The sequence below is a fragment of the Gemmatimonadota bacterium genome, assembly GCA_016714015.1.
GTDB lineage: Bacteria > Gemmatimonadota > Gemmatimonadetes > Gemmatimonadales > Gemmatimonadaceae > Pseudogemmatithrix.
Genome location: JADJNZ010000001.1, coordinates 82,945 through 100,245, shown reverse-complemented (window position 1 = coordinate 100,245; position 17,301 = coordinate 82,945). Strand labels below are relative to the sequence as shown.

Annotated in this window: 16 protein-coding genes; 13 read left to right on the top strand and 3 right to left on the bottom strand. The window is 70.8% G+C overall.

What is annotated here, in order from left to right:
• The first annotated feature begins 104 nt into the window (after nt 1-104).
• The 9 genes from IPJ78_00450 (at nt 105) to IPJ78_00410 (ending at nt 10,180) form a co-directional block, all read left to right on the top strand.
• Entirely contained in the window at nt 105-530 is a 426-nt protein-coding gene (locus IPJ78_00450) for an OsmC family protein (protein ID MBK7905012.1), read from the top strand.
• 52 nt (nt 531-582) lie between these two features.
• Nucleotides 583-1,269 carry a hypothetical protein gene (locus IPJ78_00445; GenBank protein ID MBK7905011.1) on the top strand — a complete coding sequence of 229 codons (687 nt, stop codon included), beginning with the start codon at nt 583-585 and terminating at the stop codon, nt 1,267-1,269.
• A 227-nt stretch (nt 1,270-1,496) separates the two neighbouring features.
• Entirely contained in the window at nt 1,497-2,054 is a 558-nt protein-coding gene (locus IPJ78_00440; protein MBK7905010.1) for a type II secretion system protein, read from the top strand.
• Nucleotides 2,054-2,428 carry a prepilin-type N-terminal cleavage/methylation domain-containing protein gene (locus IPJ78_00435; GenBank protein MBK7905009.1) on the top strand — a complete coding sequence of 125 codons (375 nt, stop codon included), beginning with the start codon at nt 2,054-2,056 and terminating at the stop codon, nt 2,426-2,428. Before IPJ78_00440 ends, IPJ78_00435 begins: the two co-directional genes overlap by 1 nt.
• Nucleotides 2,425-3,597, top strand: coding sequence for a prepilin-type N-terminal cleavage/methylation domain-containing protein (locus tag IPJ78_00430; protein ID MBK7905008.1), 1,173 nt, complete (start codon nt 2,425-2,427; stop codon nt 3,595-3,597). Before IPJ78_00435 ends, IPJ78_00430 begins: the two co-directional genes overlap by 4 nt.
• A gap of 14 nt (nt 3,598-3,611) precedes the next feature.
• Nucleotides 3,612-5,432 carry a hypothetical protein gene (locus IPJ78_00425; GenBank protein MBK7905007.1) on the top strand — a complete coding sequence of 607 codons (1,821 nt, stop codon included), beginning with the start codon at nt 3,612-3,614 and terminating at the stop codon, nt 5,430-5,432.
• A 236-nt stretch (nt 5,433-5,668) separates the two neighbouring features.
• The gene (locus IPJ78_00420) at nt 5,669-8,065 is read left to right on the top strand and encodes a zinc-dependent metalloprotease (GenBank protein MBK7905006.1); all 2,397 of its coding nucleotides are present in this window, start codon (nt 5,669-5,671) and stop codon (nt 8,063-8,065) included.
• 7 nt (nt 8,066-8,072) lie between these two features.
• Nucleotides 8,073-9,611 carry an alkaline phosphatase D family protein gene (locus IPJ78_00415; GenBank protein ID MBK7905005.1) on the top strand — a complete coding sequence of 513 codons (1,539 nt, stop codon included), beginning with the start codon at nt 8,073-8,075 and terminating at the stop codon, nt 9,609-9,611.
• 38 nt (nt 9,612-9,649) lie between these two features.
• A complete protein-coding gene (locus IPJ78_00410) occupies nt 9,650-10,180 on the top strand; it encodes a DUF1648 domain-containing protein (GenBank protein MBK7905004.1) in 531 nt (176 codons plus the stop codon).
• Between the two features lie 73 nt (nt 10,181-10,253).
• On the opposite strand, the gene IPJ78_00405 is transcribed toward IPJ78_00410, so the two are convergent.
• Nucleotides 10,254-11,000, bottom strand: coding sequence for a DUF481 domain-containing protein (locus IPJ78_00405; GenBank protein MBK7905003.1), 747 nt, complete (start codon nt 10,998-11,000; stop codon nt 10,254-10,256).
• Nucleotides 11,001-11,101: 101 nt separating this feature from the next.
• On the opposite strand from IPJ78_00405, the gene IPJ78_00400 reads away from it, so the two are divergent.
• Together IPJ78_00400 and IPJ78_00395 are read left to right on the top strand one after the other, a co-directional pair.
• Nucleotides 11,102-11,542, top strand: a complete 441-nt coding sequence (locus tag IPJ78_00400) for a DinB family protein (GenBank protein MBK7905002.1) — start codon at nt 11,102-11,104, stop codon at nt 11,540-11,542.
• 20 nt (nt 11,543-11,562) lie between these two features.
• Complete coding sequence (locus IPJ78_00395) at nt 11,563-12,123, top strand: hypothetical protein (GenBank protein ID MBK7905001.1); 561 nt, start codon at nt 11,563-11,565, stop codon at nt 12,121-12,123.
• 34 nt (nt 12,124-12,157) lie between these two features.
• On the opposite strand, the gene hrpB is transcribed toward IPJ78_00395, so the two are convergent.
• Nucleotides 12,158-14,665: an ATP-dependent helicase HrpB gene (hrpB, locus tag IPJ78_00390; GenBank protein MBK7905000.1), complete on the bottom strand. Its 2,508-nt coding sequence runs from the start codon at nt 14,663-14,665 to the stop codon at nt 12,158-12,160.
• A gap of 87 nt (nt 14,666-14,752) precedes the next feature.
• Between hrpB and lspA the strand changes: the two genes are divergently transcribed.
• Both lspA and IPJ78_00380 read left to right on the top strand, forming a co-directional pair.
• The gene (lspA, locus tag IPJ78_00385; protein MBK7904999.1) at nt 14,753-15,319 is read left to right on the top strand and encodes a signal peptidase II; all 567 of its coding nucleotides are present in this window, start codon (nt 14,753-14,755) and stop codon (nt 15,317-15,319) included.
• Nucleotides 15,303-15,974 (top strand): hypothetical protein, encoded by a 672-nt coding sequence (locus IPJ78_00380; protein ID MBK7904998.1) that lies wholly within the window; start codon nt 15,303-15,305, stop codon nt 15,972-15,974. Before lspA ends, IPJ78_00380 begins: the two co-directional genes overlap by 17 nt.
• A gap of 3 nt (nt 15,975-15,977) precedes the next feature.
• Here the strand turns inward: IPJ78_00380 and IPJ78_00375 are convergent, their stop codons facing one another.
• A complete protein-coding gene (locus IPJ78_00375; protein MBK7904997.1) occupies nt 15,978-17,249 on the bottom strand; it encodes an FAD-dependent oxidoreductase in 1,272 nt (423 codons plus the stop codon).
• Between the last annotated feature and the right edge of the window lie 52 nt (nt 17,250-17,301).

Here is a 17,301-nt window from a genome sequence, read left to right as displayed (position 1 = left end):
CCAGCAAATTCCACGCCGTCACACCGTGACAGCGCAAGGGTCCTCGCCTTGCGCCGACCACGCGGTTACCATCCGTCCCAGACCCCCCAACCGGAGCCCCGAACATGATCCAGCGCAACGCCTCTGCCCAGTGGAACGGCGACCTCAAGGCCGGCAACGGCTCCATCCGGCTCGGGAGCGGCGCATTCGAGGGCAAGTACTCGTTCGGCACCCGCTTCGAAGGGGCCCCGGGGACCAATCCCGAGGAGCTGCTCGGCGCCGCCCATGCCGGCTGTTTCTCCATGGCCATGTCGCTCGGACTGGCGCAGGCAGGCCACACCCCGGTGCGCATCCACACCACAGCCACGGTCCGGATGGACCGGGTCAACGAGAAGATGACCATCGTCGGGATCGACCTCGTGACCGAGGCCGAGGTGCCCGGCATCGCGCCCGAGGTCTTCCAGCAGGTGGCGGCGGCGACGAAGGACGGGTGCATCGTCTCACGGGCCCTCGCCAGCGTGCCGATGACGCTCGTCGCGACGCTCAAGTAGCGTCGTCGGCGGACCCGAAACCCGCTCGCCCGAGGGTGCGTACGCCTCCCTGATGCCTCAGCAGAACACGCCTGCACCCACGACGGCGCCGACGCCGCCAGTCCCGCCGGATGTCCCGGCGCCCGTCCTCGCGCCTGGCGCCCCCGAAGTCGCCTCGCCGCGCACGATCTATCTCGGGCTCCGCGAGAAGCGCGAGGTCCTCTGGAACGTGAAGTCGCGACTGGAGAACGAGCGGGAGGAGCTCGTCGAACAGATTCGTCAGGGTCCCGCGAGCGATGCGGACCGGGCCGGGCTCGAGCAGCGGCTGGCGGCGGTCGACCAGCAGATCGCCCGGGTCTCGATCGACATCGCCGAAGCGGATGCGGCGGTCGCGGCCGGGGCGGCCATCCCGGGCGCGCTCCGGGAGGAGGCGCCGCAGGACCGCTGGGCGAACGGGCCGCCGCCGGAGCTGGTCGCGTTGGGGATGGGGCTGACCGCGGCGCTCCTCTTTCCCGTCGCCCTCGCCTGGGCGCGCCGGCTGTGGCGGAAGGCGAGCGTCATCTCCGCGGTCCCCGCCGAGCTCACCGACCGCGTGGGCGGAATCGAGCGGAACCTCGAGACGGTCGCGCTCGAGATCGAGCGGATCGGCGAGGGCCAGCGCTTCGTCACCCAGCTCCTGGCCTCCCGGGAGGCCGCAGCCGGCGAGCGCGCGCCTGCCGCACTGCCCAGCCGCGGACAGGGGTCCTCCAGCGGCATGTGACCGGCCGCACAGCCGCTCGGCGCCCATTCGGGCGATCCTGAGGCGGTCGGGTCACCCCCGTCGCACTATGTGACGGTCCCCGGGGCGAACTGCCCGCCGACCGTTGCGTGCATCCGTGTCCATCTGTCAATTCCCCAGTTGCCGGGGGACTTTTCGGCAGGGTCGGATAGCGGAGCACGGCGCGTGGCGCCGGCATGAGGAGGCAGCGGATGGTCGGACGCGGGCGAGTGCTCAGGACAGGATTCACCATCATCGAACTGCTGATGGTCATGGTCATCTTCGGGATGATCGTGGCCTTTGCCGCGCCGAAGATCGACCCCACGCGCTACCGGGTGAACTCATCGATGCAGGTCATGGGCACGACGATGCTCACCGTCCAGCGGCAGGCGATCACGCAGCAGCACGACATCATCGTCCGCTTCGACACCGCCCAGCACCGGCTCAGGATCCATGAGGACCGGGACAACGACGGCACGATCGACGCGGGCGAGCACGAGCGGTCGGTGCAGATCGGCGAGGGCATCGTCTTCGGCCGCGGCTCGGCGCCGGCGATGGCGATGGGAAACGGCCCGGTGGAAGTGGTCCGCACGATCGGCGGTCTCCCGGGCATCGTCTTCCACCGCGACGGCAGCGCGAGCGAGGCCGGCGGATTCTATGTGACCTCCGTCCGGGAGGCGCGCGATGGCGGCCATCCGGATGACACCCGCGCCGTCATGGTGGCTCGCGCCACCGGACGCGCCACCTGGTTCCGTTACCGGTCCGACGGCTGGATCAAGGCCTTCTGATGCGCGCACGCCAAGGGTTCACCCTCATCGAGATCGTCATCGCGATGGCGATCCTCCTCATCGTGATGCTGACGCTCGTCACGCTGACGGGCCGCACGGTGCACATCACGACGATCTCCGAGCGCGAGCAGGCCGCGATCCAGCTCGCGACCGACCGCACCGACGAGGTGCGCACCAATCCGAACTACGCCGGGCTCGACAGCATCTATGCCGGGACGCAGACCAACTTCGCAACGCTGCAGGGATTCGTGCGGACGACGACCATCGTTCGCACGAACAGCGGCGGGCACGACTACAAGAAGGTCACGGTACGCGTGACCGGACCGGGACTCCTCTCGGCCGTCTCGCGTACGATCACGGTGGCGGCCCCATGACTGCATCCCGGTTGCGCCAGCGCCGCGGCATGACGCTCATCGAGATGATCGTCTCGCTCCTCATCTTCTCGTTCGTCACCGCCGGCGCGATGCTCCTCCTCAAGTCCGAGAGTCGCAGCTTCTCGCTCGGCTCGGAGCGCGTGGCGATGTACCAGAACGGGCGCTTCGCGATCAATGAGATGGAGAAGGACCTCCGGACGTCCGGGGCGGGCGCGCCGGACATCCAGCCGCAGCTGATCTACATCGCCGACAGCGTGATCGTCTTCAACGCGAACTACTGGACGAACACCGCGGGCGACGTCGAGGCGGTGTACTACAATCCGGACGCACCGGACAGTGCGGTCGCCGCCTTGAGGACGGCCTCGCAGATCACCCTGCCGTACACGGCGATCAGCTATCCCGACACGAACTACCTCGTCGGCGCGGTCAACTCGGCGTCGGAGACGATCAGCTTCTACTTCCGTCGCGACTCCAGCACGAGCCGGACCGACGACTTCGTCCTGTACCGGCGCGTCAACAACCTCGACCCCGAGGTGGTCGCGACGAACGTCGTGCGGACCACCGGTGTTCCCTTCTTCGAGTACTTCCGCGTCTCGACGTCGGCGGCCGGCGTGCAGACGATGTCGCAGGTCACCGCCGCGTCGCTCCCCTGGCGGCACACGCGCCCTATCCACCTCGCGAACAACGACACCGGCAGCTTCGCGCTCATCGACAGCGTGCGCGCGGTCCGCGTGAACTTCACGGTGATCAACGGCCAGACCGGCGTCAACGCCCGCACGCGCGCGCTCTCGCGGCTCATCCGGCTCCCCAACATGGGCCTCGTCAACACGCGCAGCTGCGGCGACCAGCCGATCTTCACCTCGACGGTGACGGGCACCGCCACGTTCGCGTCGGACAGCGTCACGCGCATCACGCGGCTGACGTGGCTCCGGTCGATCGACGAGCTGTCCGGCGAGCGTGACGTCGAGCGCTACGTGGTCTGGCGTCGCACGGCCGCGGTGGCCGACTGGGGCGACCCCTATGTCGTGCTCCCGGGCGGTGACTCGCTCTACGTCTACAGCGATGCGAGCGTCACGAGCGGCGACTCGCTGTATTACGCCGTGTCGGCGCAGGACTGCACGCCTTCCCTGTCCTCGCAGCAGACCAGCAGCCTGGTCGTGATCCCTTGAACGGAGAACCGCGCATGCATCCCCGTCCCCGACTCCGGTCGCGACGCGGCATCGCCCTCATCGTGGTGCTGCTCGTCGCGCTCGCCGTGGCCGCCATCGCCTCCGGTGCGAGCTTCCTGAGTCTCAACACCTCGCTGGTGAGCACGTATCACAACCGCCTGAGCGTGCTCGAGAGCGTCGCCGACGCCGGCCTCGAGCAGGGCCGTTCGGCACTCAACGGCATCGACTCGCTCTACCCGGACTCGGGGTATGTCACCTACGAGAACGGTGTCTCGGCGACGGACGCGTCCGGCGCGACCATCGCGGGCGTGCAGCGCTCGACCTACCTCGGTCCCTCCGGCAACACGAGCGGCCAGTACGGCGTGTTCGGCAGCGTCGTCACGGTGGTGACGGACGGGTCGGGCAATCGCATCGTGCGGCGGCTCGAGGTCTTCCAGGAGAGCTTCGCCAAGTACGCCTATTTCACCGACGTCGAAGGCGCGATCGTCTTCGGTGCGAACGACGTGCTCTACGGGCCCGTCCATTCGAATGACGTGATCCAGATCCAGGCCGCCCTCCCGGGCGCGACCTTCTGGGGCAAGCTCAAGACCGCGCAGACCATCACGAACCGCGCGTCCGGACACTACAACGCCGGCTATGAGGAGAATGCGGGGGAGATCCCGTTCCCCGACGTCGCCGACCTGAACCGCCTGCTCGCACAGGCGACGCTCGGCGGGACCAACTTCACGGGCAGCACCGCCGGCGGCACCGGACAGGCCTCGATGCGCATCGAGTTCGTAGCGCTCGACCTCAACGGCGACAGCGACAGCACCGACGCCGACGAGGGCTTCATGAAGATCTACTCGGTGGCCAACACGGCGAACTCGTGGTTCGTGACCGCGGATACCACTGGCAACTTCGGCAGCATCGGGCTCACGCAGTCGCGCAACTGCGGGCACACGCTCTCGAGCGGCACAGGGAGCCACGCGGCCTTCAAGACCTTCCGCCACCACTCGGGCTCGAGCAACACGTCCGACCAGCGGCCCTGGGCGGTCAACAACGGGCAGAACCGCAACTGTTACCTCGGCGGTTCGAATATCCTCAACGACTGGACGACGCCGGCGGGCAGCTTCCTCGCGACCGACTCGCTCGGGTCCTGGCGCGCCTGGACCGGGACCGTCGATGCGCGCGTCACGGCCGCGCGTCCTGCCGACGCGGCCTACCTCTGGCCGATCTCGCGCCAGCTCAACCCGAACTTCAAGGGCGTCATCCACGTCGCCGGGAAGGTCGCGATCAGCGGCAAGGTCCGCGGGCAGATCACGCTCGCCGCGACGAACGACATCATCATCGTCGACAACCTGACCTACGTCACCAATCCCGGTGGAACGACCCCGTGCAACTCGCCCATTCGCGACATGCTCGGGCTCTTCAGCGGGACCGACGTCCTGATGGCCGACAACCTGATCAACTCGCCACAGCGGACGACGACATCGGGCACCTATCGGACGTGGAACACCAGAGGCAGCGATGAGTACGTCCACGCGGTGGTGCTCGCCCTCGACAACTTCCGGGCCGAGAACCACGACCAGGATCCGCAGAACGTCGAGGATTGCCAGGGTGCGAACAACGCCCGCGGCTGCCTCTTCCTGACGGGCGGCATCATCCAGTACACCCGCGGCCCGGTCGGCCAGACCAACGGGCGCGGCTACATCAAGCGCTACCAGTACGACGCCTGCGCCGGCGCCAACCCGCCGCCGTACTTCCCGACGACCGGGCACTTCGTCCGTGGGCATTACTACGAGATCGACCCGGTGAACTTCGACATCACGACCTACTGGCCGCTGCTGGTCCCGTAACGATCGCGCGACTCCCCTGCGAGCCCGGCCCCGGCGTCCCTGACGCCGGGGCCGGCTCCGTTCCAGGGCCGCGGAGACCCGACTGGCGGCAGACGCGGCGTCACCGCAGGTTCCGACGATGCCGGTGCCGTGCGCGCACCGCGCCGGCATCGTCCCGTCAGGCGCCGCGCACAGCGACCCGTCCGCCTGGCCCGTAGAGCAGCAGCACCATCCGAACCCTCTTCCGGTCCCTCGCGATGTCCCTCGTCCGCTCCGTCCGCGCCCTTGGCGCGCTCTGCTGGTTCGCTGCCACTGCGCTCGCCGCGCAGGAGGCGCCGTTCATCGGCGTGCGCGTCGACGCCGACCGCAACAAGGTCCTCTTGGAGATCCCGGCGACCCGCCTGGACCAAGACCTCATGCACCAGAGCGTCCTCGCGACCGGCGGGGGCAATGGGGCGCTGGGTCTCGATCGCGGCCAGACGGGCGGCAGCGCGATCATCCGCTTCGAGCGGCGCGGCAAGCGCGTCGTCGTCACGCGCGACAACCAGAGCGTGCGCGCGATCGGCGCCAGCGAGGCGACGGCACGCGCGGCGACCGAGGCATTCCCGACGTCGGTCGTCGCGTCCTTCCCGATCGAGAGCGAGGCCAACGGCACGCTCGTGGTGGACGCCACGAGCTTCTTCCTCTCCGACACGTACGGGATCGCCGAGGGGATCCGGCGCGCGCAGGGGGGCAACGCGCGCGTCGACGCGAATCGCAGCTGGATCGAGGCGTCCCGGACGAAGGCCTTCCCGATCAACACCGAGATCCATGCGGTGCTGACCTTCGGCATCGATAACCCCGGCGCCGCCCTGCGCCGCGCCGCGCCGGATGCGGCCTCGCCGACCTTCGAGGTGCACCACTCGCTCGTCCAGCTGCCGTCCGCCGAGGGCTTCCGTCCGCGGCGCGGCGATGCGCGGTCCGGACTGTTCGGCACGAGCTTCCAGGACTTCGCGCAGGGCTTCGACGAGCTCTACCGCGGCGGGTACGCCAACCGCTGGCGCCTGGTCCCCAAGGACCCGGCCGCGTATCTGCGGGGTGAGCTCAGCGAGCCGGTCACTCCGGTCGTCTACTATCTCGATCCGGGGATCCCCGAGCCGTATCGCACGGCGTTCCTGCAGGGTGGCAACTGGTGGGGCACCGTCTTCGAGGCGGCCGGATGGAAGAACGGCTTCCAGGTGAAGGAGCTCCCGGCGGGCGCGGATCCGATGGACGCGCGCTACAACCTCATCTACTGGGTGCACCGCGCCGGCCCTGGTCCCTCGGTCGGCCCGTCGTTCTCCGATCCGCGCACCGGCGAGATCGTCCGCACGGTGGTGCGCATGGACGCCTGGCGCTCGCAGATCGACTACAACATCTACGCGGGACTGCTTCCCGCGGCCGGCCCGAACGGGCACAACGTCGCGCCGGAGGAGTTCGCGATGATGCGGCGTCGCCAGCACGTCGCGCACGAGATCGGGCACACGATCGGATTCGGGCACAACTACATCGCGCACGTCTCGGATCGCGCCTCGGTGATGGACTATCCGTTCCCGCTCATCACCGTCGACGCCCGCGGCACGCTCGACCTCTCGAAGGCGTGGCGGCCATTCGCCGGCGGCTGGGACTCGCTCGCGGTGCGCTATGGCTACACCTGGTATCCCGACGCCGATGCCGAGGCGAAGGGCCTCGACGCGATCGTCGCCGAAGGGCTGCGCCGCAACCTGCGATTCGTCGGGGACCAGCACGCCGATGCCGCGGGGTCGATCCCCGAGGTGACGCGCTGGGTCGAGGGTCGCACGATGTTCGAGGCGGTGGAGCGCACGAGCGCCGTCCGGCGCGTGGGCATCGAGAAGTTCGACGAGTCCGCGATCAAGCCGGGCGAGCCGCTCTACCTGCTCAACATGCGCTTCGCGCATGTCTATCTCCACCATCGCTACTCGCTCGAGGGCTTGGTGAAGTACCTCGGCGGGATGGATTTCCGCTACGCGTACCGCGGGGACGGCCAGCCGCCCACGACGATCGTTCCCGCCGCGCAGCAGCGCCGCGCGCTGGGGATGGCCCTCGATGCGCTCGAGCCCTCCGCGCTCGCGGTGCCGGAGCGCGTGCAGGCGCTCATGGTCCCGCTCCCGCCCGGAGGCGATCCGCAGTTCATGTGGCTGGAGACGGCCGCCGGGACCGCGTTCGACGAGATCTCGCTCGCTGGCGGCCTTGCCACCGAGGTGATCGAAGGACTGCTGCACCGGGAGCGCCTGGCGCGTGTCGTGCTCTTCCGCGCCCGCGACGCGCAGAACCCGTCGCTCGACGAGGTGTTGCAGGCGATCGTCGACCGCACCTGGGGCGCGCCACCCTCGGCGGACCCGCACGTGCAGTCCCTGCGCCGCACCGTGCAGCGCGTGGTGCTCAACACGCTCCTCGACCGCGCCGGGGACAAGGAGGCGCTCCCCGACGTGCGGCAGGTCGCGGAGATGCATCTCTCGCAACTGGCCGAGCGCATCAACGCCATGACGACCGGGGCGCCCGCCGACCGCGCGCTGCGGCTCACCGCGAAGCGCGAGATCGAGCGCTACTTCTACGGTGAGGACGATCCGGCCAAGCGGACGCGCTTCACCGTGATCCCGCTCCCCTGGCCCTGAGCCGACCATGCAGCGTCGCCGCTTCGTCACCGACATCGCCCGCTACGCCGCACTCTGCGCGGCGGTCCCGAACGACTGGCGCCTCACCTGGCGCCCGTCGTTCGAGGACGATCCGTTCACGCTCGGGGTGGCGAGCGGCGACCCCACCGGCACGGGCGCGGTGCTCTGGACGCGCCTCGCGCCGCGTCCGTTCGAGCCGGAAGGAGGGATGCCCGGCCAGCGGCCGATCGTGAGCTGGGAGGTCGCGGACGACGAGGCCTTCACGAAGGTCGTGAAGCGCGGCCGGTACACGGCCGCACCGGAGCTCGCCTACAGCGTCCACGTCGAGGTCGACGGACTCGCCCCCGACCGCTGGTACTTCTATCGGTTCCGGTCGGGGGACGCGACGAGCCCGATCGGTCGACTGCGCACCACCCCCGCGGACGGCGCGCTCACGCCGCTCCGCTTCGGCGTGGCCTCCTGCCAGCACTTCGAGGCCGGCCACTACACCGCACTCGACCATCTCTCGCGCGAGTCGCTCGACCTCGTCACGCACCTCGGCGACTACATCTACGAGCGGAGCGGCAGCGATGGCCAGGCGCGAAAGCACCATGGGCTCGAGATCCGCACGGTCGAGCAGTATCGCGAGCGCTACGCGCAATACAAGCAGGATCCGGCGCTGCAGGCTGCGCACCGCATGTGCCCGTGGCTCGTCGTGTGGGACGACCATGAGGTCGACAACAACTACGCGAACGACGTCGGCGAGAACGTGATGGAGTCGGCCGAGCAGATGCGGGCCCGACGCGCGGCCGGCTACCAGGCGTGGTGGGAGCACCAGCCGGTGCGTGTGCCGCGCGCACGGTCTTGGGCCGACCTCACCATCCGCCGCACGACCAACTGGGGCGCGCTGGCCCGCTTCTGGATGCTCGATACGCGGCAGTACCGCGATGATCAGGCCTGCGGGGACGGCACGGCCGCGGTCCCCTGCGGCGAGTGGGCCAATCCGTCGCGCACGATCATGGGAGCGGAGCAGGAGCGGTGGCTCACCGACGGGCTCGGCGCGTCGCAGGCGCGCTGGCAGGTGCTCGGGCAGCAGGTGCCGCTCGCGCCGTGGGATGGCACGCCAGGCCCCGAGACGCGCAACTACATGGACGGATGGGCCGGCTACCCGGCCAACCGGGATCGCCTCCTGCGGACGATCGCCGAGAAGGCGCGCGACCGCACGGTCGTGCTGACGGGCGACGTGCATTCGAACTGGGTGCACGAGTTGCATGAGGGCTTCGACCGCCCCGACCGCCGGGTCATCGGTGCGGAGTTCGTCGGGACGTCGATCTCGTCGGGCGGGGACGGTGAGGCGACCTGGCGTGACGCGAATGCGGCGATGGCCGAGAATCCGCACGTGAAGTGGCACACGGCGCGCCGTGGTTACATGGTCTGCGACGTGAAGCCCGACGCGTGGACCACGGACTACCGCGAGGTCGCGTACGTGTCGCGCCCCGGCGCTCCGGTCACGACGCCCACGCGCTGGCTGGTGGAGCACGGCAAACCGGGCGTCAAGCGGCTCTGACCCTACCGTCGCAGCTGACGACCTCGCAACGTTCGATCATGCGCCCGCTCCGACTCGCCTCTTGGGGGATGCTCCTCGCGATGATCGCGCTCGCCGCGGTCACGTACGGGGGATTGCCCGACCAGATCCCCACGCACATCGACCTGAATGGCGTCGCCGACCGGACCGCGCGCAAGTCGGTGGTGACGTGGTTCCTCCTCTGCGGCATCGCGACGTTCGTCCTCGTGTTCATCGATTTCCTCGGCACACGGCTGCCGGCGCAGCCGGAGATGCTCAACATCCCGGACAAGGAGCGTCTGCTCGCGCTCCCGGAACGCTTTCGAGGCCCGGTGATGCGCGAGGCGCAGCTCATGGTCGACCTCATCGCGGCCGGCACGATGGTGATCCTGCTGCTGGTGCAGTGGGAGTTCGTGCGGGTCGCCGCCGGCGCCCGCGGCCTCGGTGTGGCGGTCGTGATGGTGGCCTCGATCGGGCTCAGCGTGGGCCTGCTGCTCATGGTCACCCGCATCAGCGCGGCGGTCGACCGCGCGCATGTGCTGTGGCGGGAGCAGGGCTCACCCGCCGCCTGATCGCGCGGTGCGAAGCGACGACGGGCCGCAGGCGATCGCCGGCGGCCCGTTCGTCATCCCGCTCTTCCCGCGATCAGAACGTGATCTGGAGTCCGCTGGTGAAGAGGCGATCGACCTCGGAGAACCCCGGCTGCGGCAGGTTGTCGTACCGGATGACGTAGGAGATCTTGAGGCCGATCTTCGACGAGAGCGGCGCGACGATCCCCGACTCCGAGTTCATGCGCCAGTCCTCGGTCTCCTTGAGGTTGGGGATGTACTCGAAGGTCTGCGTGAAGTAAGCGGCCGGCGTGAAGATGTGCCTCCAGTTGAGCGCCCCGCGGGCCGACGGGAAGTTCTGCTGGATGCCATCGGTGCCGATCTGCTGCGTGAAGCTGCCGCCGCCCTCCACCCGCATCGTGTCGCGCGCCGAGCCGATCAGGCGCGCCGAGATGCCGACCTGCTCTTCGAAGCGGCGCTCGATACCGGCGAAGGTGTTGCGGTCGAAGGCCACACCCGAGAACACGGCGAGGAGACGGTCGATCTTGAAGTCGCCGCGGACATGCGTGCGGAGATAGTTGGAGATGACGCTGTCCGCCTGCGTCGAGTAGACGAGCCCCACGCCCTGCTCGAGCGAGAGGCGGCCACGGGACTGCGTGAGCTTCTCGCCGATGTTGAACGTCGTCACCTGCGTGTTGCCGGTGACCGCGACGTATCCGATGTCGGCGGTGATCTTGGTGACGACCGCCGGAGCCTCCTGAGCGCTGGCGACGGGGGCAAGGGCGGCGAGCGCCAGGGCCAGCGCGGCGAGGCGCGAGTGCGCGTGCGAGTGCGGACGGGGCATTGCTCTCGGGGTGAAGGGAGGTGGGAGGAACATAGCGGGGTCGGGTGCTGGCGTCGACGCGCCGACTGTCGTAGAGTGGGGCGACCCCCGACCCGTGCCCCATGGCCTCGTTCTACGATCCCGCCCGCCGCCAGGAACTGTTGGACCGGCTCGGCAACCTGCGTGCCGACCGACAGGCCGCCTGGGGGAAGTTCACGGCGCCCAAGATGGTCCAGCACCTCATCGAGTCGCTCAAGATGGTCACCGGCGAGAGCGCGCCCAGGCCGCGCCCGTTCCCGCTGCAGTTCCTCGTGCGCCCGGTCGTGATCCATCTCATGCCGTGGCCCAAGGGCGCCCCCACCGCGCCCGAGCTGCTCGCCGGCAAGCCGACCACCTGGGAGGCCGATGTGGCCAAGCTCCGCGACCGCATCGCGCAGCTGCCCGTGCCGGCGGACGCTGCCCCGCTGCCTCCGCATCCCGCGTTCGGGCCGATGTCCAAGCGGGATTGGGGCGTGCTCCTGTACCGCCATCTCGACCATCACTTCACGCAGTTCGGCATCTGACCCAAGCACCGGATCCCATCATGCGCATCGCCCGCGTCCTCCCCCTCGCCCTCGTGCTCGCCGCCTGCGCCAAGGGTGAACCCGCGCCTGAGCCGGTCGCCGTCGACCCGGCGTGCCTCGCGAGTCGCGTCCTCTCCTATCAGGACCTCGCGGCCGAGGTGGTCATCCCCGCGGGTGAGACGTGCGCCTCCGGCACGTTCCAGGTCGTCTTCACCCGTGGCGATGACACGCTCCAGACGCTCACGGAGACGCGTGACGGGACCGTCGGCTTCATCGGCACCGCGGACGTGGACGGCGACGGTCGGGGCGAATTCTTCGTCTCCACCTTCGGCAGCGGGGACGACAAGCGTGGCGCGCTCTTCGCCTACACTGACGGTCCGCAGGGCATCGCGCGGCTCGCGCTCGCGGCGCTCGACTCGACGCAGCTGGTCGGCTACGCCGGGCACGATCGCTTCGGCTTCGGCGGCGCGGAGCAGCTGGTGCGGGCCTTCCCCCGCGCGGCCGGTGACACCGCCTGGTTCGGCTACTCGCACGGCGAGTCGAAGTGGAGCACGATCACCCGTCCCGCCTGGGTGCGCTGAGCACGGAGCGGTCCGGCAGGCCGCGCGGGCGAATTCAGGTCCCGCGTGGCTTCGCCCGTCGGGTCGCCGGCGCGCTGAGCGGGTCGTCCGGCCAGGGGTGTCGCGGATAGCGTCCCTTCAAGTCCTTGCGGACCTCGAAGTACCCGGTGCGCCAGAAGCTCGCGAGGTCCCGAGTGACCTGCACCGGCCGATGCGCCGGTGACAGCAGGTGGATGGTGAGGGCCACGCGTCCGTCCCCGACGCGAGGCGTCTCGGCCAGGCCGAACACCTCCTGCAAGCGCACGGCGAGCACCGGCGACGCGGGATCGGCATAGTCGATCGCGATGCGCGACCCGCTCGGGACCTCGAGGTGCGTCGGCGCCAGGCGGTCGAGCGCCGCGCGAGCGCTCCACGCGAGCGGCGCGAGGAGTGCCGCGCCGAGATCGACGCGCGCGACGTCCGCGAGCTTGCGCAGTCCGCCGATCGCCGGCCGCAGCCAGGCGTCGAGCGTCGTGTCGAGCGCGGCATCGTCCGTGGCTGGATAGGTCTCGGGCAGGATCGTGTGGGCGAACGCGAGGCGCGCGCGCAGCGCGCGCGCGCCGTCGGACCAGGGGAGCACCCCTACGCCGGCGCCGCGCACCGCACCGAGCAGCGCGTCGGTGACCGCCTCCTCCGGTACTTCGCGCAAGACCCGCTCGCGCAACACGAGGGCTCCACTCCGCTCGCGCTCGACGGCGCGCACCACCTCACGGGTCGCGTCCCACGTCACCTCGCGCTCGGTCACGACCGCGGCGCCGAGTGCCGCGCGGACCGCCGCCTCGTCGAGCGGTGCCGCCAGCCAGATCCGGCTCTCGGCGGGGTCGCCATCGAGGTCGGCGACGGCGAGGAAGTCGGCGCGTGCGAGCGCGTTCGAGCGTTCGAGCCTCGCGCCGCGCCCGTTGCGCAGCAGGAAGCGCGCGGCCTCGCCGTCGCGTCGCATGGCGATGCGGTCCGGATACGCGAGGGCGACGAGTCCACCGACGTCGGCGAGCGACTCGGCGTCATCGCGCGCCTCGCGTCCGAGCCCGCGGCGGAGCGCGCGCGCCTCCTGGCGGACGCGATCGGTGCGTGCGCGATCGACATCGCCTCCCTGACCGCGCAGGGCCTCGATGCGCGTGCGCAGGTCGGCATCGTGCTCCGCGGCCTCGCGCCGCAGGATGTCGCGCTCCGCGAGGAGCGCGGCCACCTCGCACGCGAGCGTGGCTTCGCCGCGCGCCGCGCCTGCGATCACCAGGTGCGCGAGCCGGGGCGCGATCCCCATCGCGGCCATCGCGCGGCCGTGCGCCGTCACGCGACCGTCCGCGCCGAGCGCGCCAAGGTCGGCGAGGAGCGCGCGGCCCTGCGCGAGTGCGCCGGCCGGTGGCGCATCGAGCCACCGCAGCGCGGTCGCCTCCATCACGCCCGCACAGGCCAGCTCGAGCGCGAGCGGTGCGAGGTCCGCCTCGAGGATCTCCGGCACCGCGCGCACCGGCAGCGACACCTGGTCGCCCTCGCTCCAGAGCCGCACGCAGAGGCCCGGGGCGACGCGTCCCGCGCGGCCGCGTCGCTGGTCGGCCGATGCCTGCGACACGCGCGTGGTCTCGAGTCGTGTCATCCCGCTCCGCGGCGAGAAACGCGGAATGCGGGCGAGTCCCGAGTCGATCACCACGCGCACGTCCTCCAACGTGACCGACGACTCGGCGATCGCCGTCGACAGCACCACGCGGCGCTGTGCGCCGCGCCGCCGCAGCACGTGGTCCTGTTCGCCGAGCGTGAGTCCGCCGTGCAGCAGCAGCACCTCGGCGTCCGCGAGCGAGGCGTCGTCGACGAGCAGGCGACGGACCCGGTCGATCTCGGCGATCCCCGGCAGGAAGACGAGCAGGTCACCGGTCGTTCGCGACCAGGCGTCACGGACCGCGGCCGCCACGCCGAGGGCGGGCGGCTGGTCCGCACGCGAGGGCCGCCACTCGGTCGTCACGGGGAAGGCGCGGCCCTCGCTCACGATCACCGGCGCGTCGCCGAGCAGCGCGGCGACCGGCGCGGCCTCGAGCGTCGCCGACATCACCACGAGCCGCAGGTCGTCACGTACCAGCGCCCGCGCCTCGAGCACGAGCGCGAGGCCGAGATCGGCGGTGAGATGCCGTTCGTGGAACTCGTCGAAGAGCACTGCGGCCACGCCGTCGAGCGCGGGGTCGTCCTGCACCATCCGCGTCAGGATGCCCTCGGTCACGACCTCCACGCGCGTCCGCGGGCCCACGCGCGACTCGTGCCGCACCCGATAACCGACCGTCTCGCCCGGCGCTTCGCCCAGGAGCCGGGCCATCTGGGTCGCCGCGGCGCGCGCAGCGATGCGGCGCGGCTCGAGCACGAGGATCCGTCCGCCCGCCGCCCACGGGGCATCGAGCAACGCGAGCGGGAGCCGGGTCGTCTTGCCCGCCCCGGGCGGTGCGACGAGCACCGCGGCGCGCGCGCCGGCGAGCGCCGCGAGCACCTCGGGGAGGACCGCATCGATCGGGAGGGGGGCGGCGCCGTGGAGCGTCGGCACGCGGGCGGGGAGGGGAGGAGGGGGGAACACGGGAAACGCGACGTGCGTACCTCACGTACGCACGGTCGAGTAACTTACCGCCCACGCATGAACGAACCCACCCTGACCCTCCCGCCGAACACCGCGACTCGCGACCGGATCTTCTGGTCGCTCGTCGCGCTGATCGTCATCGCCGACGTGCTCTCGAAGCGCTGGGCCGAGGCCGCGCTCGCGCTCCACGTCCCGGTCGATGTCGTCGCGCCTTGGCTGCGCTGGACGCTCACGTACAACACCGGCGCCGCGATGAACCTCTCGCTCGGCGCCTCGTCCCGCATCGTCTTCAGCGCGATCGCGCTGGGGATGATCGTGTACCTGTATCGCCTGCATCGGCAGAGTGCCCCGGGCGCGCGCGCCACGCCTGCGGCCCTGGCCCTCATCGCCGCGGGGGCGTTCGGCAACCTCCTCGACCGCCTCCGCCACACCAAGGGCGTCGTCGACTTCATCGACGTCGGCACCGCGAGCTGGCGGTTCTGGACGTTCAATGTCGCCGACATGGGCGTCACGACCGGCGCGATCCTCCTCGCGCTGCTGCTCTGGCGCGAAGGCGACCAAGCGGAGACAATTGATGCGACCGCCACCCCAGCCCCGAGAGCTCCAGATGACGCAGCGGCGTGACTTCCTCAAGCAGGCTTCGCTCCTCGCCGCCGGTTCGCTGGCGGCGGGTTCCCTCGATCCTCGCTCGCTCGAGGCGCAGGCCGCCGGCCAGGCACAGGGCGAGTGGGACATGTCGTGGACGGCGAAGGTCACCGGCAAGTATCGCATGGCCTTCGACTCGCCCGAGATCGCCGAGGGCGTGGTGTTCCATCAGGCCCGCTCGTTCCTGGCCGGTTACAAGGCCACCCTCGGCCTGGGGGACAGCGACCTGACGGCGGTGATGATCCTCCGCCACAAGGGCGTGCCGCTCGCGTGCGGCGATGCCGTCTGGGAGGATGGCGAGATCGCCAAGCAGAACGATCTCAAGGATCCGGTCACCGGGGAGCCCGCGAAGCGGAATCCGTTCATCAATATCCCGGCCGGCGCCCGCTACGCGCTCACGTGGGCGGATGGCGCGATGGACACCCTCATCAGCCGCGGCGTCATCGTGCTCGCGTGCGACCTGGCCCTCGGCGGGGTGATCGCGCAGGTGGCCGAGCGGCGCAAGATCCCGCGGCAGGATGCGCGCAAGCTCGTCCACGACAGCCTCGTTCCGGGCGTCATCCGCATGCCCTCGGGCATCTTCGCCACGAGCCACGCCCAAGGACTCGGCTGCGGATTCCTGACGACCGGCTGACCGCTACGCGACGGCGATGCCGTCGCGGAGTCCCCAATCCTCGAGCAGGGCCTCGGCGGCGCGCCTCCCACTGCGGAGCGCGCCGTTGATGCTTGGTGTCTCGAGATGATCGCCGCAGGCATACAGGCCGGTGCTCACGCGCACGGCGCGCTCCACGTTCGCCCCCGGTGTCAGGCGCGGCAGCGTGTGCGCCACGCGCGAGACGCGCAGCAACCGCCAGTCGGCGACGGTGCGCGCCGAGAACCAGTGCGCGAGCTGCGATCGGGCCTCGCGGTCGAGCGTCGCGTCATCCTGGGCCGGCACGCCGATCACCGTCGCGGAGACGAGATGCTGTCCGGCCGGCGCGTAACGCGGCGCGATGTCGCTCGGCACGCACAGGTGGTTGACCGGCCCGCTCCGCGGGTCGCCGTTCAGCATGAGGGCGGGTTCGTCGAGTGGCGTGGATGCCGCCGCGTAGTGGAGCGTCGTGCATCCCACCCAACTCGGCGCGCGCATGCCGGGCACCAGCACGGCGAGGTGCCGCGCGTCGGTGGCGATGATCACCGCGCGGGCGCGGAGCACCTCGCCACCGTCGATCTCCACGCCGTCCGCGCGCAGGGCGCGCACGCGCGCGCCCGTGCGGACCGCGCCGACCGGGAGGCCCGCCGCGAGCTGCCGCGGGATCGCACGCATCCCGGCCCCCGGCAACGTCGCGCGGCCGGTGGCGAACATGCCGAACAGGAAATCGAACCAGCCGCGCGGCGCCGAGAGCTGCGCGTCGAGGAAGACGCCGCCGAAGAAGGGACGGAAGAACGCGTCGAGGGCGCGCTCGGAGAACCCCCGCTCCGCGAGTGAGCGGGCGGCCGTCTGGGTCGCGGCGTCGGGCTCGGCGGGCGCGCCAAGGAGCGCATCGCTGCGGAGTCGCATCATCCGCCAGGCATCGGCGGGCGTGAACGCGCCGCTGACGAGAGAACGCATGCCGGCGAGCGGGTCGCGCCAGGGATCCCCCACGCGTCCGGTGCGACCCCGTCGCCGGATGAGCGCACCCGCCGCGAACGGCCGCAGGTCGAGCGCCCGCATGTCGAGGGCCCGCCGCGCCTCGGGGTAGGAGTCGAGCAGCACCTGGAAGCCGCGGTCGAGCAGGAAGCCCTCGACCTCGTCGGTGGCGACCCGTCCGCCCACGTCGTGCGCGGCCTCGAGCACCTGGGCGGCGATCCCGTGCGAAGTGAGCGTGCGGGCTGCCGCGAGTCCGGCCAGTCCGCCGCCGACGATGAGGACGTCGGGAGTCTTCGTCATGGTCGATGAACGCCGGCGCGGCGTCCCTCCGTTCCAGTTGGAGCGGCGCGCC

Coding starts and splice junctions, on each gene's coding strand:
- IPJ78_00450 (MBK7905012.1), top strand. CDS start 105: ATGATCCAGCGCAACGCCTCTGCCCAGTGGAACGGCGACCTCAAGGCC.
- IPJ78_00445 (MBK7905011.1), top strand. CDS start 583: ATGCCTCAGCAGAACACGCCTGCACCCACGACGGCGCCGACGCCGCCA.
- IPJ78_00435 (MBK7905009.1), top strand. CDS start 2,054: ATGCGCGCACGCCAAGGGTTCACCCTCATCGAGATCGTCATCGCGATG.
- IPJ78_00430 (MBK7905008.1), top strand. CDS start 2,425: ATGACTGCATCCCGGTTGCGCCAGCGCCGCGGCATGACGCTCATCGAG.
- IPJ78_00425 (MBK7905007.1), top strand. CDS start 3,612: ATGCATCCCCGTCCCCGACTCCGGTCGCGACGCGGCATCGCCCTCATC.
- IPJ78_00420 (MBK7905006.1), top strand. CDS start 5,669: ATGTCCCTCGTCCGCTCCGTCCGCGCCCTTGGCGCGCTCTGCTGGTTC.
- IPJ78_00415 (MBK7905005.1), top strand. CDS start 8,073: ATGCAGCGTCGCCGCTTCGTCACCGACATCGCCCGCTACGCCGCACTC.
- IPJ78_00410 (MBK7905004.1), top strand. CDS start 9,650: ATGCGCCCGCTCCGACTCGCCTCTTGGGGGATGCTCCTCGCGATGATC.
- IPJ78_00405 (MBK7905003.1), bottom strand. CDS start 11,000: ATGCCCCGTCCGCACTCGCACGCGCACTCGCGCCTCGCCGCGCTGGCC.
- IPJ78_00400 (MBK7905002.1), top strand. CDS start 11,102: ATGGCCTCGTTCTACGATCCCGCCCGCCGCCAGGAACTGTTGGACCGG.
- IPJ78_00395 (MBK7905001.1), top strand. CDS start 11,563: ATGCGCATCGCCCGCGTCCTCCCCCTCGCCCTCGTGCTCGCCGCCTGC.
- lspA (MBK7904999.1), top strand. CDS start 14,753: ATGAACGAACCCACCCTGACCCTCCCGCCGAACACCGCGACTCGCGAC.
- IPJ78_00380 (MBK7904998.1), top strand. CDS start 15,303: ATGACGCAGCGGCGTGACTTCCTCAAGCAGGCTTCGCTCCTCGCCGCC.
- IPJ78_00375 (MBK7904997.1), bottom strand. CDS start 17,249: ATGACGAAGACTCCCGACGTCCTCATCGTCGGCGGCGGACTGGCCGGA.